Consider the following 14,735-nt stretch of genomic DNA (forward strand, 5'->3'; position numbering starts at 1 on the left):
TAGTCTAAAAAGTATGCCAAACTAGGTTTTCTGTTCGCCCTGAGCCTGCCTGCGGGTAGGAAAACCGTTAGGCTTCCCAAGCTTATCACGAACAGTTTTCTTTGTAGCATACTTTTTGAACCAGAGCCAAAATTTTTAATCTCAACTTAACATGGTGGCTTATTGATTACTGGTTGGTTGTTTTCTGGTTGTAGGCGTGGGCTGTAATTTACCCTTGATAAATCAGGGACTTGTATGATTGAGAATAGATCATAAAAAAAGCTGTCATTGCGACAGCTCTTTGTTTTTATTACCAATCAAAACTTTATCTCAAAGCCTAGTACGACTCCTTGATTGTCATGGTTCTTACGCCATTGACCTTGATAGCCAAGCGATAAAGTAGTGTTGGCTTTGGGCTTGTAGGTCATGCCAAGACCCACTGCACCAAAGGTTTTACCGATGTCATGACCAGTTACTGTAAAGCCATGATTGGCAAAATCTGTAAATTCAGCATGAATATCACTGCGGACGTCTCCATTGTCTACCCCTGCCGAGAGCATGCTTTTTAGGGCTAGACGCGGTGTAATGGCATTATGCCCACGCACACCAATGGTGCTTTTTAAGCTTTGGTAGGTTGCTTTTTGTACGGCAAGATTATAACCATCTGCCCCTGCCTCAGTATAGCCGTCTGATTTTGATTGGGTGAATTCCATCTTGGCAAAGGGAGTGATATGACGGTCAGGGGTGCCAATCTGATGAGAGATACCAAGTCCTGCTTGGATGATGTTGATGTTGTAATCAGATTTGGCAATACGACCATTTCCTAAACCTGTTTGAGCAATGCGACGCTCGCCATCGATATTTGCCACCCCTGCACCAATGTGAACGTGAGCGGTTGTTTTATCCATATGGTGATTGCCATAAACAAAACCCATGACGGTATCAGCTTTGGCATTGTGATTGACAAAACCTTTGCTGTCAATGTCATTTTGACTGTATGCAACAGCAACACCAAGACTGTTGTTAGCCATGGCGGTGTCAGCACCAACAATAATACCTGTTTCATTGCTATTAAATCCAGTCAAGCCACTACTATGCTGGTCAAGGCTGGTATTATTGCCAATGGCTTTTGCCCAAATGGTTCTATTGGGGTCAAAGGCACGCTCAAAAATGGCATTGCCAAAACCATGACTGCTATCGGCAACAATACGATTAACCGAACCTGAGAGCAGGGGCTGTAAATTGTTGGCAAGGCTGGCAAGGTTTGCTTGGTTGTAATTGATGGTGTCAGCAATCAAGCTATTTGCCAAATCATTGTCATTACTCGCCACTCTATCAGCCACTGATTTATCCAAAATTTTTGCCAAATTTTCCGACGAATGGTAGCCATGAGCCTTGACAGCAGTTTCAAAAGTGCCGACAATCGTTGGCGTTGGCGTTGGCGTTGGCGTTGGCGTTGGCGTTGGCGTTGGCGTTGGCGTTGGCGTTGGCGTTGGCGTTGGCGTTGGCGTTGGCGTTGGCGTTGGCGTTGGCGTTGGCGTTGGCGTTGGCGTTGGCGTTGGCGTTGGCGTTGGCGTTGGCGTTGGCGTTGGCGTTGGCGTTGGCGTTGGCGTTGGCGTTGGCGTTGGCGTTGGCGTTGGCGTTGGCGTTGGCGTTGGCGTTGGCGTTGGCGTTGGCGTTGGCGTTGGCGTTGGCGTTGGCGTTGGCGTTGGCGTTGGCGTTGGCGTTGGCGTTGGCGTTGGCGTTGGCGTTGGCGTTGGCGTTGGCGTTGGCGTTGGCGTTGGCGTTGGCGTTGGCGTTGGCGTTGGCGTTGGCGTTGGCGTTGGCGTTGGCGTTGGCGTTGGCGTTGGCGTTGGCGTTGGCGTTGGCGTTGGCGTTGGCGTTGGCGTTGGCGTTGGCGTTGGCGTTGGCGTTGGCGTTGGCGTTGGCGTTGGCGTTGGCGTTGAGCCTTGCTGTGCCAATTTTAGATGTACTTTATTAGCATCACTATAATCTGCTTCAAAATCCACAAGTGGACTGTTGTCATCTAAGCTGGCAAATTGACCATTTAGTGTACCTGCTGACACCACATCACGCCAAACGCTGTCTTTGGGGGTGTCTGCGATAAGTTCTTCGGCATATACTTTTAGGCTGCCCTTGCTGATGTCGGCAGTGCCTGTTACGACAAGTTTGCCATGTTCGTTTATGGTATCTAGTACGCCATCTTCATTCCAATCTAAAATGCCAATAACAAGATTTTCGCCATTCATGGTGTAATTGCCATTGATTTTTAGTACACCTTGTGTGACACCAATGTCCCCTGTGAACTTTTTAGAATTTTCATTGATTTCAAGCGTGCCTGCACCCGACTTCCAAAAACCAGCTGAATCATCGGGAGTATTTATATTAATGGCACCAACATGACCTGTCAAAACCGCATTGGGATTAATAGTGACATTTGTACCCGACTGTACATTTGCTGTTTCAAAATAAACACCCTTATTGCCAAGCTCAATTTTATTGTCTTTGGTAAAATTGGCAAATAAGTTGGGTTGGTCAGCAGTAATACCAATCTTTGCCCCATTGATGTAAATGTCAGATTGGGCAGAGTTGGCATCACGACCAATCTGTTCAACATAAAGCCCTGTTAGGTAATTATCAACATCTTGAGCCTCCAAATGAAGCGTACCTTTACCTGTATTGCCTACCACCATCTCTTTGGCAACCAACGTGCTGTCTTTGATGGTTAATGTACCTGTGCCACCTGTTGTGCCAGCCGTGCCGTTTTCGCCACCGCCACCAACATAAACGGTATCACCCACTCTAAGATGACCGACACTATATGCGGAGGCACTTTCTAAGGTGAGTTTACCAACACCGCCTGACCCCACCACCAAATTGTTGTCGACATTCAACTGAGAATTCGCCCCTTTGATGAGTACGTCTGCCTGTGAACCCTCCAACACACCCAACACAATCGTCTCTGCACGAATGGAGCTGTTGTCAAAACTGGCAACCCCTTTTGAGCCTGCCACTTGTCCAATGCCCAAACTGGTTTGGATTCTATACACATCATTGGCACTATCAAGTGTGGCATTGCCCGATGTGCCTATCATCACAAATTTTGTGTCAATGGTGGTGTTGTTACTGGTCACTTGGGCGGTTGAACCCACACCGTCTGCCAATGTGTAGCTTTCACTTAGGTTTAGCCTGCCATCTGTCAAATTGGCAACACCTTTGCCATACACGCCCACTATCACACTTTGGGCATCGATGGTGGCATTGTCAATATTGAGCGTACCTGTTGCACCATTACCACGACCAATCAACAACTGATCAGCCTTAATATTTGCTTTACCACTAAGCGTTAGTGTGCCTGTTGCACTTGATTGCTCGCCAACATTGATGACTGTACCTGACAGCACTGTATCTTGCCCTGTAAGTTCAACCGTAGCAGTACTATTATCTATATTAGCAATACTCACAATGCCAGAAGCGGTAATTTTTGCACCATTTCTACCAATCAGTTTGGCAGTATTAGATGGTGTCAATCCTAAGGCTAAAATACCACTTTTATTTGCTAGGCTAGCATTATCAACAACAACCGTTGCGTTTTGTCCAGCAGAAATCGCAATGTCATTATTACTTTCAACAACGGCTTGATTTGATATGGTGGCATCGGTGTCATCACCATTACCAAACACCAACTGCCCTTTAATGGTTACTTTGGTATTGGGGTTGCTGATAAGCACCTCGCCATCAAAAGCTCTGTTGCCCTTAATGGTGTGCGTTTGCCCATCTGTGAATTCAATATTTGCCCCAAAGCTAATCCCACTCACAACAAGCGAACTTGCTACCGCCAATGCCTTAATCGACTTGGTTTTGCCTTTTGCTTTGGCAAACTCTGATACGCATTGGTAAGTGCCTGTAGCGTGGTTAAAAACAACACGATAAATGTGATTCATAAAATACCCTTAGGTTCAAAAGATAGGTTGTTTATTGATAAAATCAATGTTTGTAATTAATAAAAAATTCAATTATACTAAAAATCCTGCAATAGGATCGGTTTCATGAAAAATTATTGATAAACGGTAGTTTTTTTATGATTGTTGGTTGGTTTTTTTGTAGGAATTGAGTTGTTTGGAAGGTGGAATGCTAAAAGCGGATGATAAAAAAGACGACCATCAGCCGTCTTTTGATATTTGTCAAATCATTCAAAAATCTTAATATAAGCCCCAGCTTTTAGTTCATCCACCCAGTCTTCTTCGGCTTGGGGAGCTTGACGGCTAAATAGTATCTCACGAGCTTTGTCTTTGCGTGCTTCATTACTCATGTCTCGTTGGCGGGTGTTTTCCACTTTTAGGATGTGCCAGCCAAACTGCGTGCGAAACGGGGTGGAAAAATCACCAGCGACAGTATTTTTCATCATGGCTTCGAACTCTGCCACCATCTGCCCGTCAGTAACCCAGCCCAAGCGACCGTTTTGGGTGGCAGAGCCTGTGTCATCAGAATACGTGGCTGCCATCGCCCCAAAGTCCGCTCCTTTTTGTAGTTCGCTGTATAGGGCGTTGATTTTTTGTTGTGCCATGGCATCACTTTGAGCATCGTCAACTTTGACCAAAATATGACTGGTCTGCCATTCAGGGATAAGCACTTGTTTGGCAGGGATTTTTTGTCCTTCAGGCGAGTTTAAAAAAGCATTGACTTCCTGCTCACCGATGTTAATGCGTGGGCGGACTTGGGCTTGCCATAGTGCCACTAGGCTGGCATCTTCGATGACTTGACGACGAAGTTCGGCATAACTGCCTGCCTGTTTACCATCAAGCGAACGTTGAAAATCTGCTAGGTTGTCAAAGCCTTCTTTGTTGGCAATGGCGAGCAGTTCACGATTGACCGCATTTTCATTGGGGCTAAACCCTGCACGATTCACCAGTCCAAGCTGTAATTTGCGTGTGATGAGGGCATCCATGGTAAGATTTTGGATTTCGGCGTTAGATAAGGCAATACCTCTGTCACGATATTCACGAGCCATGGCTTGACTGGCGGTGATGAACTCGCTTTTTAGGATAATCTCGTCATTAACCTGTGCCAAAATACCATCGGCACTGCTTGTTACGCTAGGGGTGTTGGCGGTGGCGACTGTTGCCATGCCTAGGCTTAGACTGATGGTAAGCAGGGATTGGATAAGGGGATGTTTCATTGTTGTTCCTATAAAATTGTTAATAAATAAACTAAATCAGTTTAGCATTTCATCATCATCTCGTCAAATGCTATGATTTAAATAAATCAATAATCCTGCTGCCATGCTCGATTGACAGTGTCATAACCCAAGACTTTATCCGACATCAGACGGTTTAGCTTACCGCCACTGGTGATGCCATTTAGGCGAATCTCTGCCATGATGGCGTTATCCGCCCCTGCTTCGGGGTTTAGGTCGTTGCGATAACGGCGAGCATAGACCGACAACCCATAACAGCAATCTTCATAATTAACCCCAACCAAGGCATCGAGCAGGCGGTCGTTTTTGTAGTCGTATTGGGCTTGGGTCATGACACGCCAGCGGTTGTTGATGGGAAAGACGGCAGATGCGGTATAAGCCGATAGGGTAAGCTGACCTGTGGCGGGGTTGTCTTTGCGTTCGATGACACCAAAGTTGTACAGCTGATTATCACTGGGCTGATAACGTAGTTGGGCGACGATGGCACTTAGGTCATAGTTGGGGGTGAATGCTCCGCCAGCTTCTACCCAAAAGTTATCCGTCGGCTGAGTGGATGCTCGCCACGCCATCCCTGATGTGCTGCCTGTAAAGGTTTGGCTGTCATCTGCGCCCACACGAATGTCATCTAAATAAATCTGCTCGGCAATGCCCCCGTCAAAGCGTGTCAGACCCGACCCATCCACATAGCGATAATGCAGGGCAGGGGTGATGGCGTGCAAGTCGCCAATGCGGTCATAGCCCAAGAACCAAGAATCAGACAGCAGGCGGTCGTAGCTAATTTGTCCGATGGCAGTTTCAAAGTTAGGGATGTTGCTTTGGTCTTTGTAGGGGGTGTAGGTGTATTTTAGGCGTGGCATGATGACTTGATGACCGCCCAAGCTGTCGTCATACAGCCCAAAGGGTGAACCTGCCTTTTCAAAAAATAGCCCTGTATCTAGTCCAATCCTAGGGGCGAACACCGAATAAGTGCCTTCATCTTCGGTAAGATTCTGTCCGATAAGGCTGTCCTCATCATAAGACGCATACAGATGTGTCAAAGCAAGCGATGGCGTGGCATAGCCCCATGAGCGAGTCATCGGATAGCTTGCCGAGAGCTGGTTGTACATGCGAAAGCCTGATTTTTCCGTCTCGGAGTTGTCTTTGATGGATTTTTTAAAATAGGCAGAGTTGTGAACCCCTTCTACTGTTAGGCGGTTTAGCACGTCAAATTCATTGACAAGTTTTGGCAAGCGATAATGCACCGACAACTGGGGCAGGCGTGAGTAAGGCTTGTCTTTATCTAAGATGGTCGTGCCGTCGCTGTTTGTGCCGTGCAATGTCTGAAAGGTCTCCGCTCGCAAGTCGGCACTGATGTAGTCATTATAGTAGCTTGCCCCGATGTTGCGTGGCAAGTTAAGTGGGTTGCCTTCGATGCCGAGCGTGTCAAAATCATTAAGATAACTGCTGTCCGAGACATAGCGATAATGAGCGTAGGCGGACAGATGAGGGTGGCGTTTGGACTGCCAGTAGTGGTCATAAAACAGGCTTTTGCGGTCTTCGTTATTGTATTTGCGGTCATTGGGCAAATAAGAGCCACGCAATACGCCTGCCCCGACATGCTGTGTCAGATAGCGAAATTCGCCCGTGAGCATGGGGTTTTTGTTGCTAAACACCGTGGGCGTGATGGTGGCGTCATGGTTAGGGGCAAGGTTTAAATAGTAAGGCGTGCTAATCTCAAAACTGTCCGAGCCAAACCCTGCTGTCGGCAACAAAAAGCCACTGGCACGTCTGTCATCAATGGGAAAGTTAAAATACGGCAAATAAAAGACAGGCACGTTACCGATTCTTAGTGTGCTGTTTTTTGCCACGCCACGCCCTGTGTCGTTATCAATGTCAATGCTACTGGCGTCCAAATGCCATTTGCGTTCGGTTGGCGGGCAAGTGGAGAACATGACGTCCTGCATGTGGTATTGGTTATCGCCGACTTTGTTTAGGGTGTGGGCGTGTCCATGGGCGTTCATGGTGGTACTGGCAAAGGCGACGTCATGAGCGGTGGCGGTCCTGCCGTCATCAGCGTAGTATAAGTTATCGGCAACCCCGATAATCCCTGCACCGCTTACCTTGCTACCGCCAGTGCTGGGCGGTCGGTCATCACTAAACAGCACTTGCCCTGTGGCACGCATTTGCCCTGTGCTAGGCTGATAGATGAGCTTGTCAGCGACGATTTGCTGATTGTTTTGTTCGATGATGACATTACCAGCAAGCTCGGCGTAGTCTTTATTGTCATAGTAGCCGTAGTCAGCTTGGGCGTAGAAAGTCTCGTTATCATCGCCATGACCTCGATAGCCCAGAGTTTGGCTTAGACTCTCTCGCTTGGGCTGTACCCACACCCCTTCACAGCGTGCCACGTGTCCGCCGGTGCTTGGCTTGGCGTGATAATATTGGGCAAGTTTGGCAAGACTTTGGCTTTTTTGTGTGTTGGCATGATGGTCTTGGCTGATGTTCTCACTGCTGATAAACGTGGTGTTTTGCTTGCCCTGACCGCCTTGGCTATCATGAATGTCCGATGTGACAAATGATGTGGGGTTTGGGTTATGATTTGATGTGTTACCCTGTTTGTCACTGCCTGCCAGTTTATCATTAAGATATGGATTATCATCAAGCTGTGGGTTGTCCTGCGTACGGTATTGGGGGCTTTGCGAAGTGATGGCATGATGGGACAGATGAGCAAGTCTGGGCTGAGTGATGGTGGGGACAGAATTGGCGGTTTGGGTGTCATTGTTGGTAATAAATCCCAAACCATCATCGGTCTTAGCCTCTACCTTTGCCCCTGCAACCGTTTGAACGGCGGCAGGCGTGGGCGTATGGCTCATCGTGCTGTTGGAGCTTGGGCGTGTGATGTCATCGGATGTCACAAAACTTTGGGCGTGACTTAGGGTAGGCAATACGCCAAACAACGCCATGCCGACACAGATGGTCAATTCGTGTTTTTTGCCAAAAAAATCCTGTTTTTGTCTGTCCTGTTTGTTCTGCGTTGCCTGTCCACGTGTCATGATGTTACCTGAATTGACTTAGGGTGATTTTTAAATGTGGTTAAAGTTGGTTATTTTACCCTATTTTTGATTTAAAATTAATAGGGCGTACCTACCCTTGATAACATTTTTTAAAAATATGATGAAAATTTAGGGATTTCAAGCCATTTTCATATGAAAAATGGCTAAATCTTGTGGCTTGAAGTCAAAATCCTTGTTGATATTTCAATATCAACTGCGGACTTTTTCCTTGAAAAACGGGCGATTCCCCTGTTTTTTTAAATAGGTGTTTTTCATGGCAAATACCAAAGGCAGGCACGCCCTAGTTTTTGTCATGTCTTAAAAATTTGCCGTCAAAAAACAATACACCGAAAATGACTGGTGTAACGCCCAAAAATCCGCTAAACTATGGCATCTATTTAACCATTTAACCAAATCATTTAACTTAACGATTTTAACCATAAGGGCATACCATGACTCGCCATGATGAGATGATGAATTTTTTAAACAATCACCTAACTGCTGGTTTTACGGTAGAGAGCTTGGCAGGAGATGCCAGTTTTCGCCGTTATCATCGCATTCATTTTAAGGTGACAAGCGAACACGATAAAGATAAAATGACGTATCTTTTGATGGATGCTCCGCCTGACAAAGAGAGCGTGACTGAATTTGTATCGGTGGCAGGTATCATGAGTGAAGCGGTGAATGTGCCTGACATCATTGCCCAAGACATTGCCAAGGGCTTTTTATTATTACAAGACTTTGGCACGACCGAATTTGCCCATTTAATCAAAGACGATAAAGCAAATATGTCTCGCTATTACCAAAAAGCCTATGAGACATTAATCAAATTACAGGATTTGGACATTGATGTTGATTTGCCAGCATATAGCGATGAGAAATTAAATGATGAGATGGATTTATTTAGCCAGTGGTTCTCGCCGTATATTAACGTATCATTTACCGCCGATGATGAGTTATTATGGGAGCGACTAAAAAAACAAGTCATCACTGATGTCCAAAGTCAGCCCAAAGTCATTGTTCATCGGGATTATCACAGTCGCAATCTCATGCAAGATAAAGCGTCTGATGAGCTGGGCGTGATTGACTTTCAAGATGCGGTGATTGGGGCAGATACTTATGACTTGGTGAGTTTGGTGCGAGATGCGTACATTGATGTGGATGAGACGTGGGTGAATGAACAGATTGGAATTTTTTATGAATTAAAAAACCCGAACATGACATTGAATGACTTTACCAAAAATGTCAATATCATGGGCATACAGCGACATTTAAAAGTCTTGGGGATTTTTATTCGTCTGTATCAGCGAGATAGCAAAGCGCGTTATTTGCAAAACATCCCCAAAGTGATGAATGATTTGTGCCATGAGCTTAACTGGCTAAGTGAGCAGGGCGGTGATGATATTTATACTGATTTTAAGGAATTCATTTGTCAAAAAATCCTACCTACTTATAATCAGGTATTTATATCGGCATAAATAAATGAAAATAGGATGATGATATGATAAATTGTCCTATTTTTATTTTGATGTTTGATGTGTTTAATTTTACAATTGATATGATTTATTTATTTTAAAAACCCAATCATTTATAAAAACTTATTTATAAAAGGCAAACCATGATAACCCAAGCCATGATTTTATCAGCAGGTAAAGGCACCAGAATGCGTCCTTTGACCCTGACCACGCCCAAGCCTCTTGTGATGGTGGCACAAAAGCCCCTGATGGTGTGGCATATCGAACGTCTAAAACAGGCAGGCATTACCGACATTACTCTAAATGTCGGCTATTTGGGCGGGGTGATTATTGACTTTTTTAAAGGTCGTGATTTTGGCGTGAATATCCACATATCCGATGAGAGCGTCCTGCCTGAGCCTTTGGAGACAGCAGGGGGTATACGCTATGCACTGGCTCATGGGAAACTAAAAGATGAGCCGTTTTTGCTCATTAATGGCGATGTGTGGAGCGAGTTTGCGTTTGACGGACTGGCTCATCACAGTCTTGGTAATCATCTGGCTCATCTGATGCTGACCGCCAATCCTGAGCATAACCCCACGGGCGATTTTGCTTTGGCACAGATGTCGGCAGGGGGGTCGGGTGTGGTCGGACTAAAAAGCGATGACGGCAACAACTACACCTTTGCTGGCATTAGCGTGATGTCTCCACAGATGGTGGCAGGCGTGGGCGTGGGCGAGATAGCACCACTGGCACCACTGCTACGTTCGGCGATGGCAGGGGGGCGTGTCAGTGGCGAGATACTGAGTGATAAATGGGTCGATGTCGGCACGATGGAGCGACTGCATGAAGTGGAGCAGTATGTTCGAGGCGTTTGGTAAAAACGGGTGGGAGAATTTTATAAAATAGTTTTTAAAAAATAATTTCATAAATTTCAATGGTTTATAAATTTTATGTAAAATTTCTCAAAAAACCATTTGACACCCACCAAAAAATCTATATAATACGCACCACAACGAACGACATACATAACAAATAAACATGGTTTAAATTGTTTATTAAAACAGTTAAGTAAGTCAAGTTCGGGCGGTTAGCTCAGTTGGTAGAGCGTCTGCCTTACAAGCAGAGGGTCAGCGGTTCGAATCCGTTACCGCCCACCATTTTAAATCTTTTATGGTTAAAAAAGATTAGCGACCTTAGCAGCGGTAGTTCAGTTGGTTAGAATACCGGCCTGTCACGCCGGGGGTCGCGGGTTCGAGTCCCGTCCGCTGCGCCATTTTTAACTGGTTTTTCCAGTTTATCCCCTAAGTCTCCCCTGACTTAGGGATTTTTTTATGTCTTTATTTTATACACTAGGGTATACCTGCTTTCATATTTACCATAAAATGAGAAAAACTGCCCGTTTTCAAGGAGATATCAAAGGTGGTGTACCCTAATTTCTAAAATTCTAAAATAATACAACAGCTTCAAAGGTTGTTTTATTGACGCAGTTTGGTGTCTTCTTCTGTCATGATTTGCCGTGCCACATGAATGATAAGCTGTCTTAGCCATTTATGAGCAGGGTGGTGTTGTAGTAGGGGCGACCACGCCATTTTAAGCTCAAATTCTGGAATGAAAAATGGCGGTTCTTTGACCACGATTTGTGGATTATTTTGGGCTTGTAGGTTTGCCACACGAGTGGGTAGCGTGGCAATCAGGTCTTTGTTGGCGGTGAGCATGGCAGGCATTTGATAATGACGGGTAAACACGCTGATTTGGCGTTTTTGTCCCAGTCGCTGTAAGGCTTGGTCGATGGAACCCAGACCGCCTGATTTTTCAGGATTGACCCCAAAACCCACGCCCATGCCCGTTTTGGATACCCAGACGTGCTGAGCTTTTAGGTAATTTTTTAGGTTAAAACGGTGCAAATGGGGCGACTCTGCCGACAGCAGACAACTAAACGTATCACGCCACACCAACACCTGATGAAAACTCTGCGGTATCTCATTAAAGCGGTTAATCGCCAAATCCACTCGCCCCTGTTCCATGTCCCGATACGACACATCGGACGGGGTCAAAAAGTCCAAAATCACGTTCGGGGCTTCGCTTCTAAGGGCTTTGACAAGGCGTGGCACAAGCGTGGCTTCGGCATAGTCCGATGTCATAATCCGAAATACCCGAGACGTACTATACGGACGAAACTCGGTGCGTGGCTCCAACAGCATCCCCACGTCCGAGAGTATCTCACGAATACGTGGCTGTAACTCACAGGCTCGCTCGGTCGGGGTCATGCCTTCGGACGACCGCACGAGCAAGGGGTCATTAAACAGCGAACGCAATCTACGTAAAATATTACTCATCGCAGGCTGAGTAATGCCAAGCTGTTCGGCGGCACGGGTGACGTTTTTCTCACGCAGTAGCACGTCTAAATAAACAATTAGGTTTAAATCAACTTTTTGTAAATTCATAATTGCCCTTTTTATGTTTTGTATTTAATGTAATTGCACCATTTCATTTTTGGTGATTTGTAAAACACCATCAATCGCTTGATAAGATTGCACTTTTTTATTTAAATCAGTTGCCGTAATTTTTACCGCCACGGCATTTATGTTGTCATATAAATAAACAATCTCATCGTGATAATGATTGATGTGTGTTAATAAATTGTCTTTTTTGTCTTTGTCAAAATAAATAATAAAAATATCCGACTGGGCGGTTTGTGTCATTTGTGATTTTTTATTACCAGATTTGTGGTGAATGTTGACACAAGCGGTTAATACGATAATAGGAATTAGTAATAAATATTTCATAAATTGCCTTTTTAAAAAATGAAAATATTTTTGATAAATAGGCTAAATGATTAAAACTTGTGTCCCTGCATCTACCACATCATATAGCCACACCACGTCATTATTTCTCATACGAATACAGCCATGCGACATCGGCACGCCCACAGGCTCGGTATCGGGCGTGCCGTGAATGTAGATATATCGGGCGTGGGTATCGCACACCGCACCGTCTGCGGTTTTGCCAAGATTATAACCGTTTTCCACACCTTTTAACCACAAAATCCGACTCAAAATCCAGTCCCTGTCAGGATTGGTTTGCCCCAACTTGTCATCATAAATCTCGCCTGTAAACACTCGCCCGACAAAGACGGCATTTTTGGGGTATTCGCCCCCAATTTTATTGTTAATAATATGCTTACCAAGTGGCGTACACCCTGTATTTTCAAGTTGTCCTGTGCCATTTTTGGCGGTAGAGACGGGCAGAGTTTTGATGAGCTTATCACCATCAAATACGGTCAAACTTTGAGCGGTGGTGTCTATTTTTAAGGTTATCATAGGGTTAGGGCAATCATGGCTTTATGATGACTGGGTCATCAATTTTAAAAATGATGACTATTTTAAATTTTACTAGTTTAGCAAATTTTTAAAAATTTTTCGCTTATTTTTGTGAAAATTTGCCAAATTTTTAAAATTTTTACCCTAAGATTTGCCAAAAGTGTTATAATTTTTGGATTGCATGCTTTTATTTTATGAAAATTGGAGTTGGTATGAGTAGCACCATTTTAGAATCTTTGCCCTTGGGCGAAAAGGTAGGTATCGCATTTTCGGGCGGTTTGGATACGTCCGCCGCCATTTTGTGGATTAAACAAAAAGGGGCAATGCCTTATGCTTATACTGCCAATCTGGGGCAACCCGATGAGTCCGACTACGACTCAATCCCTGCCAAAGCCATGCAATATGGGGCAGAAAAAGCCCGCTTGATTGACTGTCGTTTACAATTAGTTCGTGAAGGCATTTGTGCCATTCAGTGTGGGGCGTTTCATATCACGACAGGCGGTATGCCGTATTTTAACACCACGCCACTGGGACGTGCGGTAACAGGCACGATGCTTGTAACCGCCATGAGCGATGACGGCGTGGACATTTGGGGCGATGGTAGCACCTATAAGGGCAATGACATTGAGCGTTTTTATCGTTATGGGCTACTCACCAATCCTAAGCTTAGAATTTATAAGCCTTGGTTAGATGAGACCTTTATTGATGAGCTTGGTGGACGAGCGGAAATGAGCCAATTCTTGATTGATAACGGTTTTGACTACAAAATGAGCAAAGAAAAGGCGTATTCTACCGACTCAAATATGCTTGGGGCGACACATGAAGCCAAAGATTTGGAATTTTTGAACGCAAGCCACAAAATCGTAGAACCTATCATGGGTGTACGCTACTGGGACGAGAGCGTGGAGATTGTCCCCGAGACCGTTACAGTGGAGTTTTTTGAAGGTAATCCTGTGGCACTAAATGGCGAGACATTTGATGACCCTGTGGCACTCATGCTAAAAGCCAATGAAATCGGCGGACGACATGGCTTAGGCATGACCGACCAAATTGAGAACCGCATCATCGAAGCCAAATCCCGTGGCATCTATGAAGCCCCTGGCATGGCTCTCTTGCACATCGCTTACGAACGCTTGGTTACAGGCATTCACAACGAAGACACCATTGAGCAATATCGCATTAACGGACTGCGTTTGGGTCGCTTGCTCTATCAAGGTCGCTGGTTTGATAGCCAAGCATTAATGCTTCGTGAGACCGCCCAGCGTTGGGTCGCCAAAGCCATTACAGGCGAAGTGGTGCTAGAACTTCGCCGTGGCAACGACTACTCTATCCTAGACACCAAATCACCCAATCTTACCTACGAGTCTGAACGCCTGTCTATGGAAAAAGTAGAAGACGCAAGCTTTACCGCCACTGACCGTATCGGACAGCTGACCATGCGTAATCTTGACATCGCTGATACCCGTGCTAAATTGGGTATTTATAGTAATGCAGGGCTTTTGGGACTGTCGGGTGGTAATGCCGTGCCACAGCTTGACAGCAAATAAGTCATATCAATCAAAAGAGCGAGCTGAATGTTTCGCTCTTTTTTATTAGAGCGTGCCTACCTTGATAACATTCTTATAAAATAAGTTAAAAACTTAATACTTTAAATTAATTTTTGCATGAAAAATGGTTATCCGACCACTTAATTTAAAAAATTAAGTTAAAACTCTTAAAATTTACCCAGTTAAGTGGTCGGATGTTTTTC

9 protein-coding genes and 2 tRNA genes are annotated in these 14,735 nt (G+C 45.1%); 5 read left to right on the forward strand and 6 right to left on the reverse strand.

Features of this window, described 5'->3' with window-relative positions; translation table 11 throughout:
- Positions 1-296: 296 nt before the first annotated feature.
- The 3 genes from LP107_RS04740 to LP107_RS04750 form a co-directional block, all read right to left on the reverse strand.
- Positions 297-3,923 carry an autotransporter domain-containing protein gene (locus tag LP107_RS04740; RefSeq protein ID WP_264682818.1) on the reverse strand — a complete coding sequence of 1,209 codons (3,627 nt, stop codon included), beginning with the start codon at positions 3,921-3,923 and terminating at the stop codon, positions 297-299.
- 245 nt (positions 3,924-4,168) lie between these two features.
- Complete coding sequence (locus LP107_RS04745; RefSeq protein ID WP_078273130.1) at positions 4,169-5,158, reverse strand: peptidylprolyl isomerase; 990 nt, start codon at positions 5,156-5,158, stop codon at positions 4,169-4,171.
- 86 nt (positions 5,159-5,244) lie between these two features.
- The gene (locus LP107_RS04750) at positions 5,245-8,208 is read right to left on the reverse strand and encodes an LPS-assembly protein LptD (RefSeq protein WP_228157697.1); all 2,964 of its coding nucleotides are present in this window, start codon (positions 8,206-8,208) and stop codon (positions 5,245-5,247) included.
- Between the two features lie 452 nt (positions 8,209-8,660).
- On the opposite strand from LP107_RS04750, the gene LP107_RS04755 reads away from it, so the two are divergent.
- The 4 genes from LP107_RS04755 to LP107_RS04770 all read left to right on the forward strand — a co-directional run bounded on the left by LP107_RS04755 (position 8,661) and on the right by LP107_RS04770 (position 10,938).
- Positions 8,661-9,686 (forward strand): aminoglycoside phosphotransferase family protein, encoded by a 1,026-nt coding sequence (locus tag LP107_RS04755; RefSeq protein WP_112742452.1) that lies wholly within the window; start codon positions 8,661-8,663, stop codon positions 9,684-9,686.
- Between the two features lie 140 nt (positions 9,687-9,826).
- A complete protein-coding gene (locus LP107_RS04760) occupies positions 9,827-10,543 on the forward strand; it encodes a nucleotidyltransferase family protein (protein ID WP_078273128.1) in 717 nt (238 codons plus the stop codon).
- A gap of 203 nt (positions 10,544-10,746) precedes the next feature.
- Positions 10,747-10,822 (forward strand) — tRNA-Val (locus LP107_RS04765).
- Positions 10,823-10,861: 39 nt separating this feature from the next.
- Positions 10,862-10,938: transfer RNA gene (locus LP107_RS04770), tRNA-Asp, on the forward strand.
- A gap of 202 nt (positions 10,939-11,140) precedes the next feature.
- Here LP107_RS04770 and LP107_RS04775 read toward each other — a convergent pair.
- Genes LP107_RS04775 through LP107_RS04785 form a run of 3 tightly spaced genes read right to left on the reverse strand, consistent with a single transcriptional unit; the run spans position 11,141 to position 12,985 of the window.
- Positions 11,141-12,109: a LysR family transcriptional regulator gene (locus LP107_RS04775; RefSeq protein ID WP_078273127.1), complete on the reverse strand. Its 969-nt coding sequence runs from the start codon at positions 12,107-12,109 to the stop codon at positions 11,141-11,143.
- A gap of 24 nt (positions 12,110-12,133) precedes the next feature.
- Complete coding sequence (locus LP107_RS04780) at positions 12,134-12,451, reverse strand: hypothetical protein (protein WP_078273126.1); 318 nt, start codon at positions 12,449-12,451, stop codon at positions 12,134-12,136.
- A gap of 42 nt (positions 12,452-12,493) precedes the next feature.
- Positions 12,494-12,985, reverse strand: a complete 492-nt coding sequence (locus tag LP107_RS04785; protein WP_078273125.1) for a L,D-transpeptidase — start codon at positions 12,983-12,985, stop codon at positions 12,494-12,496.
- Between the two features lie 212 nt (positions 12,986-13,197).
- Here LP107_RS04785 and argG point away from each other — a divergent pair, with 212 nt between their 5' ends.
- Positions 13,198-14,532, forward strand: coding sequence for an argininosuccinate synthase (argG, locus tag LP107_RS04790; RefSeq protein ID WP_078273124.1), 1,335 nt, complete (start codon positions 13,198-13,200; stop codon positions 14,530-14,532).
- Positions 14,533-14,735 lie beyond the last annotated feature (203 nt).

Source organism: Moraxella bovis (genome assembly GCF_025985205.1).
Classification (GTDB): Bacteria; Pseudomonadota; Gammaproteobacteria; order Pseudomonadales; family Moraxellaceae; genus Moraxella; species Moraxella bovis.

Coding starts and splice junctions, on each gene's coding strand:
- LP107_RS04755 (WP_112742452.1), top strand. CDS start 8,661: ATGACTCGCCATGATGAGATGATGAATTTTTTAAACAATCACCTAACT.
- LP107_RS04750 (WP_228157697.1), bottom strand. CDS start 8,208: ATGACACGTGGACAGGCAACGCAGAACAAACAGGACAGACAAAAACAG.
- LP107_RS04775 (WP_078273127.1), bottom strand. CDS start 12,109: ATGAATTTACAAAAAGTTGATTTAAACCTAATTGTTTATTTAGACGTG.
- LP107_RS04745 (WP_078273130.1), bottom strand. CDS start 5,158: ATGAAACATCCCCTTATCCAATCCCTGCTTACCATCAGTCTAAGCCTA.
- LP107_RS04740 (WP_264682818.1), bottom strand. CDS start 3,923: ATGAATCACATTTATCGTGTTGTTTTTAACCACGCTACAGGCACTTAC.
- argG (WP_078273124.1), top strand. CDS start 13,198: ATGAGTAGCACCATTTTAGAATCTTTGCCCTTGGGCGAAAAGGTAGGT.
- LP107_RS04760 (WP_078273128.1), top strand. CDS start 9,827: ATGATAACCCAAGCCATGATTTTATCAGCAGGTAAAGGCACCAGAATG.
- LP107_RS04780 (WP_078273126.1), bottom strand. CDS start 12,451: ATGAAATATTTATTACTAATTCCTATTATCGTATTAACCGCTTGTGTC.
- LP107_RS04785 (WP_078273125.1), bottom strand. CDS start 12,985: ATGATAACCTTAAAAATAGACACCACCGCTCAAAGTTTGACCGTATTT.